The following is a 14,258-nucleotide window of genomic DNA, read 5'->3' as shown; positions in this document are numbered from 1 at the left end:
TGGAGAATGTGCATGAAGACGCTGTTGGTTCCGGTTCCCGAACAACCCAGTGCCGCCGTCTTCGATTGCGCGATCTCCTTTGCCCATGTCTTCGGCAGTCTTGTCGAAGGAATGGCGCTCGCGCCCGATCTGTCACGCACTATCGCAGCCGAGTTTCCGATCGACCCGCACTACATCGACCCGGACAACCGGCGCGACATGGTGACGACGGCGCGACGACATTTTGAGCAGCAGATGCAGCAGGCTCAATTGCCACGATGTGCCGACAAGGTGACCGGTCCCTGCTACCGCTGGGCCATGGACGAGCTTGGAGAGGATGGGCGCGTCGCGAGCTATGCGCGCCTGTTCGACCTCGTCGTGCTGGCTCGTCCGGAGCAACGTCGTGATGGCAGCCGCATCGCCACCGTGGAAACGATCCTCTTCGAGAGCGGCCGGCCGGTCCTTCTGGTTCCGCCGGCAATTCCCAAGGCCATCGGCCGCAGAGTCGTCATCGCCTGGAACGGCAGTCTCGAAACGGCCCGCGCCATCGCATTCGCCATGCCGATCCTGCTGCAGGCGGAACGCGCTATCGTTCTGCACCTGGAAGGCTGGGAAGTCGACGGTCCGCGCGCGTCCGACCAGGTCGAGTTTTTGAAGCGGCACGGCGTGAACGCCGAGCTTGCCTCGCGACCGCTCGTTTCGGGCCCCGGCGAATCGATCATGAAGCAAGCCCACGATCTGGGTGCGGACCTGATCATCAAGGGCGCCTACACGCAAAGCCGCTTGCGGCAGATGATTTTCGGTGGCGCGACGAGCCATCTGCTCGCTCATACGGATGTGCCGATGTTCATCGCCCATTGAGCATAAGCCACTGAAACTCTTTGATCCCTTTTCGTGACTGCCTGCAATCATAGCGAGATAAACCGCAAACCTCGCGGAACCAGAGTGCCTCGTATCGGTTGTAGCGGGATCAAACGCAGGGAGGTTGATCATGCTGGTACGTGTTGGTTTTGAGATCGGAATTTCCTGTAGCCAGCCGACGCCGATGACGATGCATCTCGCGATCCATCCCGAGCGTCGTCGCGATATCGTTGGCGAGACCGGGTTGAGCGCGTCGAACGACGTGCGTTTTGCGTCCTATCGCGACATCTATGGCAATGACTGCCGCCGCTGCCTCGTGCCCGAAGGCGGCATGGAACTGCGCTATGACGCCGTCGTTGAAGACGACGGCGAGCCGGACGAGTACGACCCGACCGCCGAATTGGTTCCCGTCGACCGTCTCCCCGCAGAAGCTTTGGCCTTCCTACTGCCGAGCCGGTACTGCGAGACGGAACATCTGTCGGATTTCGCCTGGCGCCGCTTCGGCTCGATCCAGTCGGGCTGGGAGCGCGTGCAGGCGGTATGCGACTATGTGCACGAGCGCCTGACCTTCTCCTATGGCTATGCCCGCGCGACACGCACGGCCTGCCAAGCCAACGATGAACGCGTTGGCGTGTGCCGCGACTTCGCCCATCTGGCGGTGGCACTTTGCCGGTGCCTCAATATTCCAGCCCGCTACGTCAATGGCTTCATGGGCGATATCGGCGTTCCGGTCGATCCGGCGCCGATGGATTTCAACGCATGGTTCGAAGTCTATCTCGGCGATCGCTGGTACACGTTTGACGCGCGCCACAACCAGCGACGCATCGGGCGCATCGCGGTCGCGAAGGGACGGGATGCCGCCGATATTCCGCTGTTCCATACGTTTGGTCCCCATACGCTGGAGATGTTCAACGTCTGGACATATGAAGCGAAGACCAGGATTGCTCGACCCGAAGCAATTCAGCAGAAGCACTCTCTGATAGAGCCATGGCATAGCCCATTTTGGGCGCGTCATTCCCGTTCTCACACATCGTTGTCGCCGAGTTTAACAGAGCGGTAACCTCTTTCGACCAACGTCAAGTGGTGCAATCTTGCTGCACCAACACGCCTCGTTGCTGCCAGTTACGTGAAATCAGGGCTGCTTGCCTTGCCGATTGCCGCCGCGTTTACGTAAGGTCGCCGCTCCGAAGGCGCAGCAATGCGTCAAGACGAACGGCTGTCGAGGAAGTGGGTTCGCGTTGCGTCGAAGACTGGGAGAGAGCGCATCAGCCATCGCCTTGGCGGTGCTGATTGCCGGGACGAGTGGGCAGGCGGCTGCCTTCGAGTTGTTCGGTATCCGCATTTTCGGGAGCAGCGAGCCGGCTGAAGCCGATGTGATCGGCGATCCGCAGTCCTATGAGGTGACGTTCGACGCGGGACCTGCTGAGGGCCGCGTCCTCAATGCCGTGCGGGGTGCCTCCAGGCTCTGGAGCGACCGCGACGAACCAGCCTCCGGATCCGCAGGATTGATCGGCCGGGCCAAGTCCGATTACGCGCGCATGGTCGCAGCCCTTTATACCGAAGGGCATTATGGCGGTTCGGTCAGCATTCTCATCGACGGCCGCGAAGCTGCCGACTTGCCGGTCGACTCCACGCTGCCCGATCCTGCCGTGGTGACCATCACCGTCGATATCGGCCCGCAGTTTTCATTTGGCCAGGCAACGATCGGCAATCAGGCACCGCCTGCGACCGAGCGTGGCGACGAAGTCGCGTTGCCATCCGAAGAGGGGCTGGCACCTGGCGAGATCGCCCGTTCCGGCGTGGTCATTCGCGGCGAGCGACTGGCGACCGAAGCTTGGCGGCAACAGGGCTTTGCCAAGGCGGAGATCGCCGACCGGACGGTGACCGCCAATCATAATTCCCAGACTGTGGATGTGTCGATCATCGTCGATCCCGGCCAGCGCGCCGCCTACGGCCAGACGCGGGTCGAAGGCGCGCAGCGCATGGATGCGGGCTATATCCGCTACATGACCGACCTGCCTGAGGGGCAGGAATATGATCCCGATGATATCGAACGGGCCCGCCAGCGCCTCGCGCGCCTCGATGTCTTCCAAGCGCTCACCGTGCGCGAGGCCGACGAAATTGCCCGCAACGGCCTTCTGCCGATGACGGTGAATGTCCAGGAGCGCCCGCTCCGCCGCCTGGGCGTTGGCGGCACCTATTCGACGGTCGATGGGCTGGGCGTCGAGACATTCTGGTTGCACCGCAACCTGTTCGGCAAGGCTGAGCGTCTCAGGCTCGACGCGCGGGTCGGCGGCATCGGCGACACGCTCGATGTTCAGGAATTCGACTATTCGCTTGGCGCTACCTTCACGCGGCCGGGCGTCTTCACGCCGGACACCAACTTCGTCGCGAGCCTGCTCGGCAAGCGTGAGGTGCTCGATGTCTATACCGAGACGTCCGTTGCGGCCCGCATGGGCTTCACGCACATCTTTTCCGAATATTTGAGCGGCGAAATCTTTGCCGAGGCGAAATATGCCGACTTCGAAGACGATCTCGGCGAGCGCAGCTTCACCACCTTTGGTTTGCCGGCTAAGCTCACCTATGACACGCGTGACAACTCCGCCGACGCGACGGAGGGCTACTTCCTCGAAGTAACCGCCGAGCCGTTCTACGAGTTTGAGTTCGGCAACATAGCGGGTCGGGCAACAGCCGAGGCGCGGGCCTATTACGGCATCGATGCGGACGATCGTTTCGTGCTGGCCGGCAAGCTCAAGATCGGCTCCATCGTGGGCGCCGATCTTTTCGAGCTCCCGCCGGACAAGCTGTTTCTTTCGGGTGGCGGCGGCTCGACGCGCGGCTATGCCTATCGCGGGATCGGGGTGGTCAACCCGAGCGGCGAAGTCACCGGCGGCCGTTCTCTGATCGAGGCATCCGGCGAAATTCGCACCAAGGTGACGGACTCGATCGGCCTCGTTGGCTTTGCCGACGTCGGCTATGTCGGCGCGGAATCCTTCCCGGACTTTTCCGAAGACCTGAAAGTCGGCGTCGGTATCGGCCTGCGTTACCAGACCGGCCTTGGGCCGATCCGCCTTGATGCCGCCATGCCGCTCGATCCGGGGCCGGATGATCCGGACTTTGCCCTCTATGTCGGGATAGGACAGGCGTTTTGACCCGTTTTCTCCTCATCATCCTTGCGATTCTCTTCGCTGGTCCGGCCTTTGCGCAGGACGAGGAAGCGGAAACCCGTTCGGCCTTCACGCGCTTCGTCGAGAACCAGCTGTCGGCGGAAAACCGGCAGATCCGTCTGCGCGGCATCCAGGGCGCACTGTCGTCCGAGGCCGTGATCGGCGAAATCACCGTCGCCGACCGCGAGGGCGTGTGGCTGCGAATCGTCAATGCGCGCATCGACTGGACCCGGTCGGCCCTGTTGCGCGGCCGGCTTGATATCGAAAGCCTGACGGCCGATCGCATCGAGGTCAGCCGCCAGCCGGTTCCGGCAGAGGGCGCGCCCCCGCCGGAAGCCGGCGGATTTGCGCTTCCCGAACTGCCTGTGGCGATCCGCCTGCAGCAATTGACCGTGCCCGAAGTGTTTTTTGGCCCGACGGTGTTCGGTCTTGAATCGATCCTGTCGATCAATGGCGGCATCAGCCTGACTGATGGTGCGCTGGAAACGAACCTCGCGATCGAGCGGCTCGATGGCCCGGGCGGATCGCTCACGCTGGCGCTCGCCTATTCCAATGCCACCGAGCAGCTCAACCTCGATCTTGCCGTCTCGGAGCCACAAGACGGGATTTTGGCAAACCTGCTTTCGATCGACGGCCGGCCTGCGGTTGATCTCAGCCTCGCCGGCTCCGGACCGCTCGCCGATCTGACGGTTGCGCTGACACTCGATGCCGACGGAACACGGGTCGTGTCTGGCACTTCGCGCCTGGAGCGAACCGCAGCAGGCCTGGCGGTCGATGCCGATGTCGAAGGCGCAATTGCCCGCCTCGTTGCCCCGGCCTTCCGCGATTTCTTTGGCGATAACGCCAGCCTGAGCGTCGACGCTCTGGTGCGAGACGAAGGTGGTCTCGCGGTCGAGGCGCTGACCATCGACACGGCCTCCCTCTCCGTGAATGCGACTGCTGAGACCAGCGCGGACAATTTCCTCCGGCGCCTTCGCCTTGAAGCCACCCTTGCCGATCCGTCCGGCGACGCCGTGATACTCCCGGTTGCCGGCGGCGACACCAGTGTTCGGCAGGCGCGACTGACGGTCGATTATGGCGCCGACGCTTCGGAGAACTGGTCGGGCGCCTTGACTGTCGGCGGGCTGGAAACGGCCACTCTTGCTGCAGACGATCTGGAGCTGACCTTCGGCGGGATCGCCGCTGCTCTGGACGATCCGGCAAACCGGCGCGTGACCTTCACCGTCGAAGGCGCGATGACGGGCATCGCAGCCGAGGACGAGGCTGTGGCGAGTGCGCTCGGGCAGAGGCTCGAGCTGGCGATCGATGGCGCATGGTCCTCGGGCAGCGCGGTGCAACTGTCGCGCGCCGAACTTCGCGGCGAGGCGCTGGCGCTTCAGCTTGCAGGAGCAATCGAGGAGTTCGCCTATACCGGCACGATCGGCGTCGTCGCCGAAAGCATCGCGCCTTTCGCCGATCTTGCAGGACGCCCGCTCGAAGGCAGCATCGATCTGACGGCCGACGGTACGCTGGCGCCGATTTCGGGCGCATTCGACCTGACGCTGGACGGCAGCGGCACTGGGTTGCAGGTCGGTACACCGGCGCTCGATGCGTTGATCGAGAGCACCGTGCAATTGTCCGGCAGGCTTGCCCGTGGCGAGGCTGGTTTTCAGGCCGGTGATTTCCGCATCGAGAACGAGCAGTTCAGCCTTGTGGCCGACGGGGTTTATTCGACTGAACGCGCCGACATCGCGCTCGACATCATGCTCGCCGATCTCGCGCTGGTCAGTGAGGATGCATCCGGCCGGCTGACACTGACGGGAACGGCGACCGGAGACGGTGGTCCCGTTGCGCTCGATCTTCAGGGCAGCATCCCGAGCGGCACACTCGTCGACCGTCCGCTGCGCGAGGCAACCTTCGGCTTCCAAGGCAACGTGATCGGCGTCGATGCGACGACGGGTTCGCCCTACGGTAGTGGCGTCGAAGGCGAGTTGTTGGTGGATGCCTTCCTCGACGGTCAGCGCATCGGCCTCAGCGCCGATCTGTTTGCCTCACCGGAGCGCCGCGCCCTCGACAATCTCGATTTCCGGGCAGGCGGCGCGACGATTGCCGGCTCGGTCGAACAAAATGCCGATGGCCTGCTGAGCGGCGCGATCACGCTGGATGCGCCTGAAATCGAGACGCTGGCTGCGCTTGCGCTTCAGGATGCCACCGGCGCGGCCAATGCCGATATCGAGTTCATCATCGTCGAAGGGCGTCAAAACGCAGTCGTTTCGGCCAATCTTTCCAACATCGCCGCCGAGGCCGTCACGCTGTCCTCCGCGCAGATCGATGCGACGATCGAAGACCTGTTCGAGATTCCGAAGATCGACGGCACGGTAGAAGCAGCCGGGCTGGAAGCGGGCGGCACCGTCGTCGAGCGGCTCAACGCGACGGCCAACCGGCAGGGCGCCCTGACGGACTTCACGGCCAATGCCAACCTGGCAGGCGGCACGACGATCGCGCTTTCCGGTGCGCTGGAAGACATCGAAACGGGTTTCCGCGTGGCTTTGGCCGAACTCGCTTTGAGGCAAGGCCAGACGGCGGCACGGCTTCTGCAACCGGCGGAAGTCCTGGTCGAAGGCGAGCGCTATACGCTGAGCGACATCGTGCTCGACGTCGCCGGAGGCGAGATCCGGGCAAGCGGCACGGTCGCAAACGAGATTAACCTCGATGTCGCGATCCGCGCCCTTCCGCTTTCGATCGCCAACACGATCATGCCCGACCTCCAGGCGGCCGGCACGGTGAACGGCACGGCGCAAATCCGCGGCACGCGGGATGCGCCGGACATCACCTTCGACGTTCAAGGCCGGGGCATCACCGCCGCGCCGGTGCGTGAACTCGGTCTCGGCGCAATTTCGGTCGATGCTTCGGGTCGCTCGTCGGGCAATCGGGTCAACCTCGATGCGCAGCTTGCGGCGGCTGGTGGCATCAACGTCAACATATCCGGCTCCGCGCCCATCGGCGACGGCCAACTCGCTCTTGACGTCACGGTCAACGAATTGCCGCTGGCGACGATCGACGCACTGGCCGGCAATCAGGGGCTTCAGGGCCGCGTTTCCGCCGATGCGCGGGTGACGGGAACGATCGCGGCCCCGGTGGTTGCTTTCGACGTCACCGGCTCAAGCGTCTCGGCAAGCGCGCTTGCCAGCAATGGGATCACGCCGCTCGGCGTCGCTGCCAGCGGCCGCTTCGCCGAGCAGTCCGTTGCACTCTCCTCGGCCACGGTCACCAACGGACAGGGCATCGACATCTCCGCGTCGGGTACGGTTCCGCTCACCGGCAGCGGGCTGAATGTCAACGTGCAGGGCCGCGCTCCGCTCTCCATCGCCAATGTGGCGCTGGCCGAGCGCGGCACGCGTGTCGATGGCACTGTGGAACTGTCCGTGCGGGCGTCGGGCTCCATCGCCGATCCGCGCTTCGACGGCATGGTGTCCACCTCGAACGCCGCAGTGCTCGATCCCGATACGAATGTGCAGTTGCGCGGCATCAATGTCATGGCATCGATCCAGGGCCAGCAGGTCACGATCAACACGTTCCAGGCGGGCCTCTCCACCGGCGGCACCATCACCGTTGGCGGCACCATTTCGCTCGATGCCGCCGCCGGCTTCCCGGCCAATATCAACATCGCACTCAACCAGACGCGTTATGCCGACGGCGATTTCCTGATCGTGACGGCCTCGGGCAACCTCGCTGTCACCGGCGGTCTCACCCGCGATCCGTTGGTGTCCGGCACCGTCAACATCGACAATGCCGAGATCGGCATTCCGGAAGGTGGCGCCGGTGCCAATGGCCTGACGGATGTTCGGCACATCGACCCGCCGCCGGCCGTTGCCGCAACGCTCGATCGTGCCCGTCTGCGCCAGGACGGCGAAATGCCCGTACCGACGGCACGGCCGAGCGTGGTCCAGTTCGACATACAGGTGAACGCCAACAACCAAATCTTCGTCCGCGGCCGTGGCCTCGATGCGGAACTCGGCGGCAGCCTTCGCATCACTGGCCCGGCGACCAACGTTCAGCCGGTCGGTGCATTCGACCTCATCCGCGGTCGTCTCTCGATCCTCGGACGGCGCATTGTGTTCGACGAGGGCAACGTCACGCTCATCGGTGATCTCGACCCGTTCGTGAACCTGACGGCCTCGTCCCAATCCGGCGATACGACAGTCATTATCACCGTGTCGGGAAGGGCGTCCGACATCCAGATCGACTTCTCCTCGCAGCCGGAATTGCCGGAAGACGAGGTGATCTCGCGCCTGATCTTCGATCGCGGTATCGCCGACCTGTCGGCATTCCAGATCGCACAGCTCGCTGCCGCCGTCGCCGAACTCTCGGGCGGGCAGAACACCTCGCTTTTGGGTCAATTGCGCCAGTCGACTGGGTTGGATGATCTCGATGTCGTTACCGACGACGAAGGCAACGCCGCGCTCAGGGCTGGCCGGTATCTGCGCGACAACGTCTATCTCGGCATCCAGGCCGGTTCGGGAGATTCCAGCGAGGTCACCATCGATCTCGACATCACCGACAGCCTAAAAGCACGCGGTGCCGCAGGTGCCGACGGCGACACGAGCCTCGGCATCTTCTTCGAGCGCGATTACTGACGGGAAACTCGGATTTGCCGCCCCGTCGGGCGGCGATCGTTCGGGTTGGATCAGGCAGCCGTTGCGTCGGCGGTCTCCATCTGAGGGCGATGCAATTCCTGAAGGTCCTCCGCGGCTGCACCACCGATGCGCTTCAAAAGCAGCCGCCCCATGGCCTCGCCGGCAGCGGCCAAATCCTCTTCGATCGTATCGATCCGCGGCCGAACCGGCGTGAAGAGCGTCGAGGTCTTCTTCGCCACGATGCCCACGTCCCGGCCAGGCACCATGGCGCGATCCGTGTAAGCGGCCATCACGGCCAGCGCCGAGACTTCCCCGCCGCAGACATAGCCGTCGGGCGGCGACGCTTCGTCGAGCCGGGCCAGAATGCGCGCATGGATCGTCTCCGCCGAGCTATCGAGGCTGACACCGGACAGGACCTCGTAGTCCACGCCCTGCATGCGCACCGCCTTCATGAAGCCGTAGCGAAGGTGATGATGAAAGGTAAACCGCTCGGGCGGCAGGATGATCGCCGGCTTGGTGCGCCCGGCCGCGATCAGCTTCATCGTCGCCAGGAAGGCGAACTCCTCATTGTCGTAGTCGACGTAAGGGTGCGGCACGGACAGTTCCGTGCGCCCGTGCGAGACGAAGGGAAAGTCGTTTTCGAGCAGCAGCCGCACCCGTTCGTCAAAGGGCTGCGTGCGCGAAAAAATGATGCCGTCCGCCATCCGGTTGCGCATGATGTAGCGCACGGGATCGAGGTTCGGCGCATCCTCGAAAGAGGGGGTGATGACCAGATGGTAAGGCGTTTGCCTAAGCGCCGTGCTGATGCCGCGGATCAGCGACGTGCCGAAATTGATGATTTCCTCGTGGGGATCGAGAATGAGGCTGATGACATTGGTGCGCCCTGTGCGCAGCCGCTGCGCAGCCCGATCGGGCATGTAGCCGATATGATCGGCCACCTGGCGCACGCGCTGGCGCGTCTCGAGCGCGATCTGCGGTGCGCCGCTCAGCGCTCGGGATACGGTTGTGACCGCAAGACCGGTGATCTCGGCGATCGTCCGCAATGTCGGCTTGCCGCCGGCATCATCCACGTCCCGGCGCGGGAGGTCATCCCGTCCACTCATGCTGCAGCCTCCCGATTTTTGCGTCTCCCCACGCATTTGCAACGTTATAAACATGAATGAGGGGCGATCGGAAGCACAATTCGCATAGGTGAAACGGCGAGAAAACGATCATATCGCGCCTGTTGCACAATTTTAAATCGGTTTGATCTTCCCGGCTTGACAATCTCCAAGCTTGTATCGTTATAAATCCCCACGTCCGGAAGGAACCGGACACGATGGGAGGTTTCCATGACTATTCGCACGATTGCAAAACTGGCCGCTGGTACCGCACTTCTGGCGCTTTCCGCCGGCAGTGCCAGCGCCCAGGACAAGAGCGTTGAAGTTCTGCACTGGTGGACTGCCGGTGGCGAGGCTGCAGCTGTCAACGTTCTGAAAGAAAACCTGGAAGGTGAAGGCGTAAGCTGGACCGACATGCCGGTTGCCGGCGGTGGCGGTACCCAGGCCATGACCGCTCTGCGCGCCCGCGTCACGTCCGGCGATGCGCCGACGGCCGTTCAGATGCTCGGTTTCGACATCAAGGACTGGGCTGAACTCGGCGTCGTCGCCAACCTGAACGATCTCGCGGCCGAAGAAGGCTGGGACGATGTCGTGCCGGCTGCTCTTCAGGAGTTCTCCAAGTACGACGGCAACTGGATCGCTGCTCCCGTCAACGTGCACTCGACCAACTGGCTCTGGGTGAACAAGGAAGCCTTCGATGCGGCAGGCGGCGAAGAGCCGACCGATTTCGCTGGCCTGATTGCCATGCTCGACTCCTTCAAGGAGCAGGGCATCACCCCGCTCGCCCATGGCGGCCAGCCCTGGCAGGATGCGACGCTTTGGGAAAACGTCGTTCTTTCCGTCGGTGGCATGGACTTCTACCGTGACGCCGTCATCGAACTGAACGAAGAAGCGCTGACCGGCGACACGATGCGCGAAGTCTTCGATAACATGACCCAGCTCGCAACCTATTTCGACGAGAACTTCTCGGGCCGCGACTGGAACCTGGCATCGGCCATGGTCATCGAAGGCGAAGCTGGCGCTCAGCAGATGGGCGACTGGGCAAAGGGCGAGTTCCTGCGCGCAGACCTGACGCCGGGCGAAGACTTCGTCTGCATGCGCTTCCCGGGCACCCAGGGCAGCGTTCTGTTCAACTCCGACCAGTTCGTCATGTTCGAAGTCGGTGACGACCAGCGCGAAGCCCAGAACCTGATGGCGTCTGCCGTCATGGATCCGGCCTTCCAGGTTGCCTTCAACACCGTCAAGGGCTCCGTTCCTGCCCGTACCGACGTTGAAGACACCGAGTTCGACGATTGCGGCAAGAAGGGCATGGCCGATCTCGCCGAAGCTGCCGAAAGCGGGAACCTCGCAGGCTCGATGGCCCATGGCCACGCTCAGCCGGCTGCCGTCAAGGAAGCCATGTACGACGTGATCACGCAGCACCTCAACGGTCAGATCACCACCGACGAAGCGCTCGAGCGCCTGCCGCAGGCCGTCGCTTCGGCTCAGTAAGCCCTAAGGCTTGAACATCGGCGCTTCGGCGCCGACGACCCAAGGCGTGCATGGCCGGCAGATGGTGCCGGCCATGCGCCCAACAATCCGATACACATGGGGAGAGGGCGGACATGACCGTCACAGTGGACGCGGTCGAGCCGGTGCGCCACAGGGCCGGGGTCCTCGACAAGGCCCGCGACATCCTGCCGAAAGTGGTGCTCGCACCCTCCTTCGCGCTGATCCTGTTCTTCGTCTACGGGTTCATCCTGTGGACGCTCTATCTCTCCTTCACCAATTCGCGCATCCTGCCGGTCTATGAACTGGTCGGTTTCGGCGCCTATGTGAATTTGTGGTCGCAGCCCAACTGGTATGTGGCGCTGCAGAACCTCGCGATCTTCGGCTCGCTCTACATCTTCTTCTGCATCGCCATCGGTCTGACGCTTGCGATTCTTCTCGACCAGCGTATTCGCGGCGAAGGCGTGCTGAGGCCGATCTTCCTTTACCCGATGGCGCTTTCTTTCGTCGTCACCGGTACGGCGTGGAAGTGGTTCCTCAATCCGGGCCTCGGGCTCGAGCGCACCATGAAGCAGTGGGGCTGGGAAAGTTTCGAGTTCGACTGGCTGACGAGCACCGACATGGCGATCTATACGGTCGTGATCGCGGGCGTCTGGCAGGCCTCCGGCTTCGTCATGGCCATGTTCCTCGCCGGTCTGCGCGGCATCGACAGCGAAATCATCAAGGCCGCCGAAATCGATGGCGCTTCCACCTATGCGATTTATCGCCGGATCATCATTCCGCTGTTGCGGCCGGCTTTCCTGTCGGCCGTCATCGTGCTCGCCCACATGGCGATCAAGTCCTACGACCTTGTGATTGCATTGACCGGCGGCGGACCTGGGAACGCGACGGAACTGCCGTCGACCTTCATGTATGCCTACACTTTCACGCGCAGCCAAATGGCCGTTGGCTCGGCCAGCGCGGTCATGATGCTGATGGGCATCTCCGCCATCATTATCCCCTATCTCTATTCGGAACTGAGGGAGCGTGAGCGATGAGCGCGGCTGCCACATCCGTCTCGCCGGGCTCGGCACGCTTTGCCCGGTATTTCATCTACGCGATCCTGGTTCTGTTCGCGCTGATCTACCTCTTACCGCTCTTCGTGATGATCATCACGTCGCTGAAGCCGCTGGCCGAGATCCGTTCGGGCAACATGCTGTCGCTGCCCCAAGAACCGTCATTCGAAGCCTGGGCCAAGGCCTGGGGCACCGCGTGCGTCGGCGTCAATTGTACGGGGATCAGCGGCTATTTCTGGAATTCCATCAAGATGGTCATTCCGGCCGTGGCGATCTCCACGATCCTCGGCGCGCTCAATGGCTACGTGTTGACGAAATGGCGCTTTCCCGGCCACAAGCTCGTCTTCGGCATGATGCTATTCGCATGCTTCATCCCGTTCCAGGCGGTCCTGATCCCGATGGCGCGCGTGCTCGGGCTCATCGGCCTGTCGAATTCCACGACGGGGCTCGTGCTGGTCCACGTCGTCTACGGTCTCGGCTTCACGACGCTGTTTTTCCGCAACTATTATGAGGCGTTTCCGGATGAACTGATCAAGGCCGCCCAGATGGATGGCGCCGGCTTCTTCAAGATATTCTGGCGCATCCTGCTGCCAAGCTCCGGGCCGATCATCGTCGTAACGGTCATCTACCAGTTCACCAATATCTGGAACGACTTCCTGTTCGGGGTCTCCTTCGCCTCGGGCGGTGGAGCGCCGATGACGGTTGCCTTGAACAACCTCGTCTCGTCGTCGACGGGCGTGAAGGAATACAATGTGGACATGGCAGCCGCCATGTTCGCCGCTCTGCCGACGCTGATCGTCTATGTCGTCGCGGGGCGCTATTTCGTGCGCGGTCTGATGGCCGGCGCGGTGAAGGGATAAGCCCATGGCGTTTCTTGAAATTCGCGGTCTCTACAAGACGATCGCCGGTGCCGACATCCTCAAGGGCATCGACATCACGCTCGACAAGGGCGGGTTCCTCGTCCTCGTCGGCCCATCCGGCTGCGGCAAGTCCACCTTGCTGAACACGGTGGCCGGCCTGACCGACGTGACCAAGGGCGACATCGTCATCGACGGCGAGATCGTCAACGACCTGCACCCGTCCAAGCGCGATATCGCGATGGTGTTCCAGTCCTACGCGCTCTACCCGAACATGACGGTGGAGGGGAACATCGCCTTTGCGCTCGAAATGCGCGGCGTGCCGAAACCCGAACGCGAGGAAGCGGTGAAGGCGGCGGCGAAGACGCTGCAGATCGAGCATCTCCTCAAGCGACGGCCGAGCCAGTTGTCCGGTGGCCAGCGCCAGCGCGTTGCCATGGGCCGCGCGCTCGTGCGCAAGCCGCGCGTCTTTCTGTTCGACGAACCGCTGTCGAACCTCGACGCGAAGCTGCGCGTGGAAATGCGGGCCGAGATTAAGCGCCTGCACCGCGATACCGGTGCCACGATCGTCTATGTGACGCACGACCAGATCGAGGCGATGACCATGGCGACCAAGATCGCGGTGCTCAAGGAAGGCATCGTTCAGCAGGTGGGCTCGCCGGAAGAAATCTATCGTCGCCCCGCCAATCTGTTCGTCGCCGATTTCATGGGCTCTCCCGCGATGAACCTGCTGGAAGGCAAGGTGGTCACCAACGGCGCGGAACGGGCGATCGAATTTGCTGGAAGCGGCAGCGATGGGCCGATCCGTCTCGCCATGCCGAGTTCCGTTCGCGAAACCACGTTCGTCGATGGGCAGAGCGTCATTCTGGGAATCCGACCTGAAGCGATCACCGATCGCGGCCTGACGGATCCCGAAGCGAATTCCGTGAGCTTCGTCGATGCGCTTGTCGATCTCGTCGAGCCGACCGGCTCCGACACCTTCGTCGTGACCAAGATCGCCGGCAAGGAGATCACCGCCCGCGTGCGCTCCGATGTCGATGCGCGCGCCGGCGAGACATTCCAGTTCGCCTTCAATCTGGACAAGGCCGTCGTGTTCGATCCCAAGACGACTCAGCGCCTCGCCTGACCGGTGAGA

The 14,258-nt window shown here is 63.0% G+C and carries 9 protein-coding genes; 8 read left to right on the top strand and 1 reads right to left on the bottom strand.

Annotated elements, in window-relative coordinates:
- Positions 1-12 precede the first annotated feature (12 nt).
- From PU133_RS00565 to PU133_RS00550, 4 genes are all read left to right on the top strand, one after another.
- Positions 13-840 (top strand): universal stress protein, encoded by an 828-nt coding sequence (locus tag PU133_RS00565; protein ID WP_164527746.1) that lies wholly within the window; start codon positions 13-15, stop codon positions 838-840.
- Positions 841-970: 130 nt separating this feature from the next.
- Positions 971-1,900, top strand: coding sequence for a transglutaminase family protein (locus PU133_RS00560; protein WP_404863077.1), 930 nt, complete (start codon positions 971-973; stop codon positions 1,898-1,900).
- 178 nt (positions 1,901-2,078) lie between these two features.
- A complete protein-coding gene (locus tag PU133_RS00555; RefSeq protein WP_404863076.1) occupies positions 2,079-3,992 on the top strand; it encodes an autotransporter assembly complex family protein in 1,914 nt (637 codons plus the stop codon).
- Positions 3,989-8,623 (top strand): translocation/assembly module TamB domain-containing protein, encoded by a 4,635-nt coding sequence (locus tag PU133_RS00550; RefSeq protein WP_404863075.1) that lies wholly within the window; start codon positions 3,989-3,991, stop codon positions 8,621-8,623. Before PU133_RS00555 ends, PU133_RS00550 begins: the two co-directional genes overlap by 4 nt.
- A 50-nt stretch (positions 8,624-8,673) precedes the next feature.
- Here PU133_RS00550 and PU133_RS00545 read toward each other — a convergent pair whose 3' ends face one another.
- On the bottom strand, positions 8,674-9,726 hold the full coding sequence (locus tag PU133_RS00545) for a LacI family transcriptional regulator (RefSeq protein ID WP_404863074.1): 1,053 nt from the start codon (positions 9,724-9,726) through the stop codon (positions 8,674-8,676).
- Positions 9,727-9,960: 234 nt separating this feature from the next.
- Between PU133_RS00545 and PU133_RS00540 the strand changes: the two genes are divergently transcribed.
- The 4 genes from PU133_RS00540 (at position 9,961) to PU133_RS00525 (ending at position 14,249) form a co-directional block, all read left to right on the top strand.
- Positions 9,961-11,214, top strand: a complete 1,254-nt coding sequence (locus tag PU133_RS00540; protein WP_404864605.1) for an ABC transporter substrate-binding protein — start codon at positions 9,961-9,963, stop codon at positions 11,212-11,214.
- A gap of 113 nt (positions 11,215-11,327) precedes the next feature.
- Positions 11,328-12,248 carry a carbohydrate ABC transporter permease gene (locus PU133_RS00535; RefSeq protein WP_126006643.1) on the top strand — a complete coding sequence of 307 codons (921 nt, stop codon included), beginning with the start codon at positions 11,328-11,330 and terminating at the stop codon, positions 12,246-12,248.
- The gene (locus tag PU133_RS00530; RefSeq protein ID WP_404863073.1) at positions 12,245-13,126 is read left to right on the top strand and encodes a carbohydrate ABC transporter permease; all 882 of its coding nucleotides are present in this window, start codon (positions 12,245-12,247) and stop codon (positions 13,124-13,126) included. Before PU133_RS00535 ends, PU133_RS00530 begins: the two co-directional genes overlap by 4 nt.
- Positions 13,127-13,130: 4 nt before the next feature.
- Entirely contained in the window at positions 13,131-14,249 is a 1,119-nt protein-coding gene (locus tag PU133_RS00525) for an ABC transporter ATP-binding protein (protein WP_404863072.1), read from the top strand.
- The last annotated feature ends 9 nt before the right edge of the window (positions 14,250-14,258 follow it).

Origin of the sequence: Georhizobium sp. MAB10, assembly GCF_045012825.1 — a bacterium.
In the GTDB taxonomy this organism is placed as follows: Bacteria; Pseudomonadota; Alphaproteobacteria; order Rhizobiales; family Rhizobiaceae; genus Georhizobium; species Georhizobium profundi.
Note: the sequence above shows the minus strand (reverse complement) of the source record. Positions and strands in the feature narration are given on the sequence as shown.

Excerpts from the sequence above, each read along its gene's own strand:
- PU133_RS00535 (WP_126006643.1), top strand. The coding sequence starts at position 11,328 with ATGACCGTCACAGTGGACGCGGTCGAGCCGGTGCGCCACAGGGCCGGG.
- PU133_RS00565 (WP_164527746.1), top strand. The coding sequence starts at position 13 with ATGAAGACGCTGTTGGTTCCGGTTCCCGAACAACCCAGTGCCGCCGTC.
- PU133_RS00525 (WP_404863072.1), top strand. The coding sequence starts at position 13,131 with ATGGCGTTTCTTGAAATTCGCGGTCTCTACAAGACGATCGCCGGTGCC.
- PU133_RS00545 (WP_404863074.1), bottom strand. The coding sequence starts at position 9,726 with ATGAGTGGACGGGATGACCTCCCGCGCCGGGACGTGGATGATGCCGGC.
- PU133_RS00530 (WP_404863073.1), top strand. The coding sequence starts at position 12,245 with ATGAGCGCGGCTGCCACATCCGTCTCGCCGGGCTCGGCACGCTTTGCC.
- PU133_RS00560 (WP_404863077.1), top strand. The coding sequence starts at position 971 with ATGCTGGTACGTGTTGGTTTTGAGATCGGAATTTCCTGTAGCCAGCCG.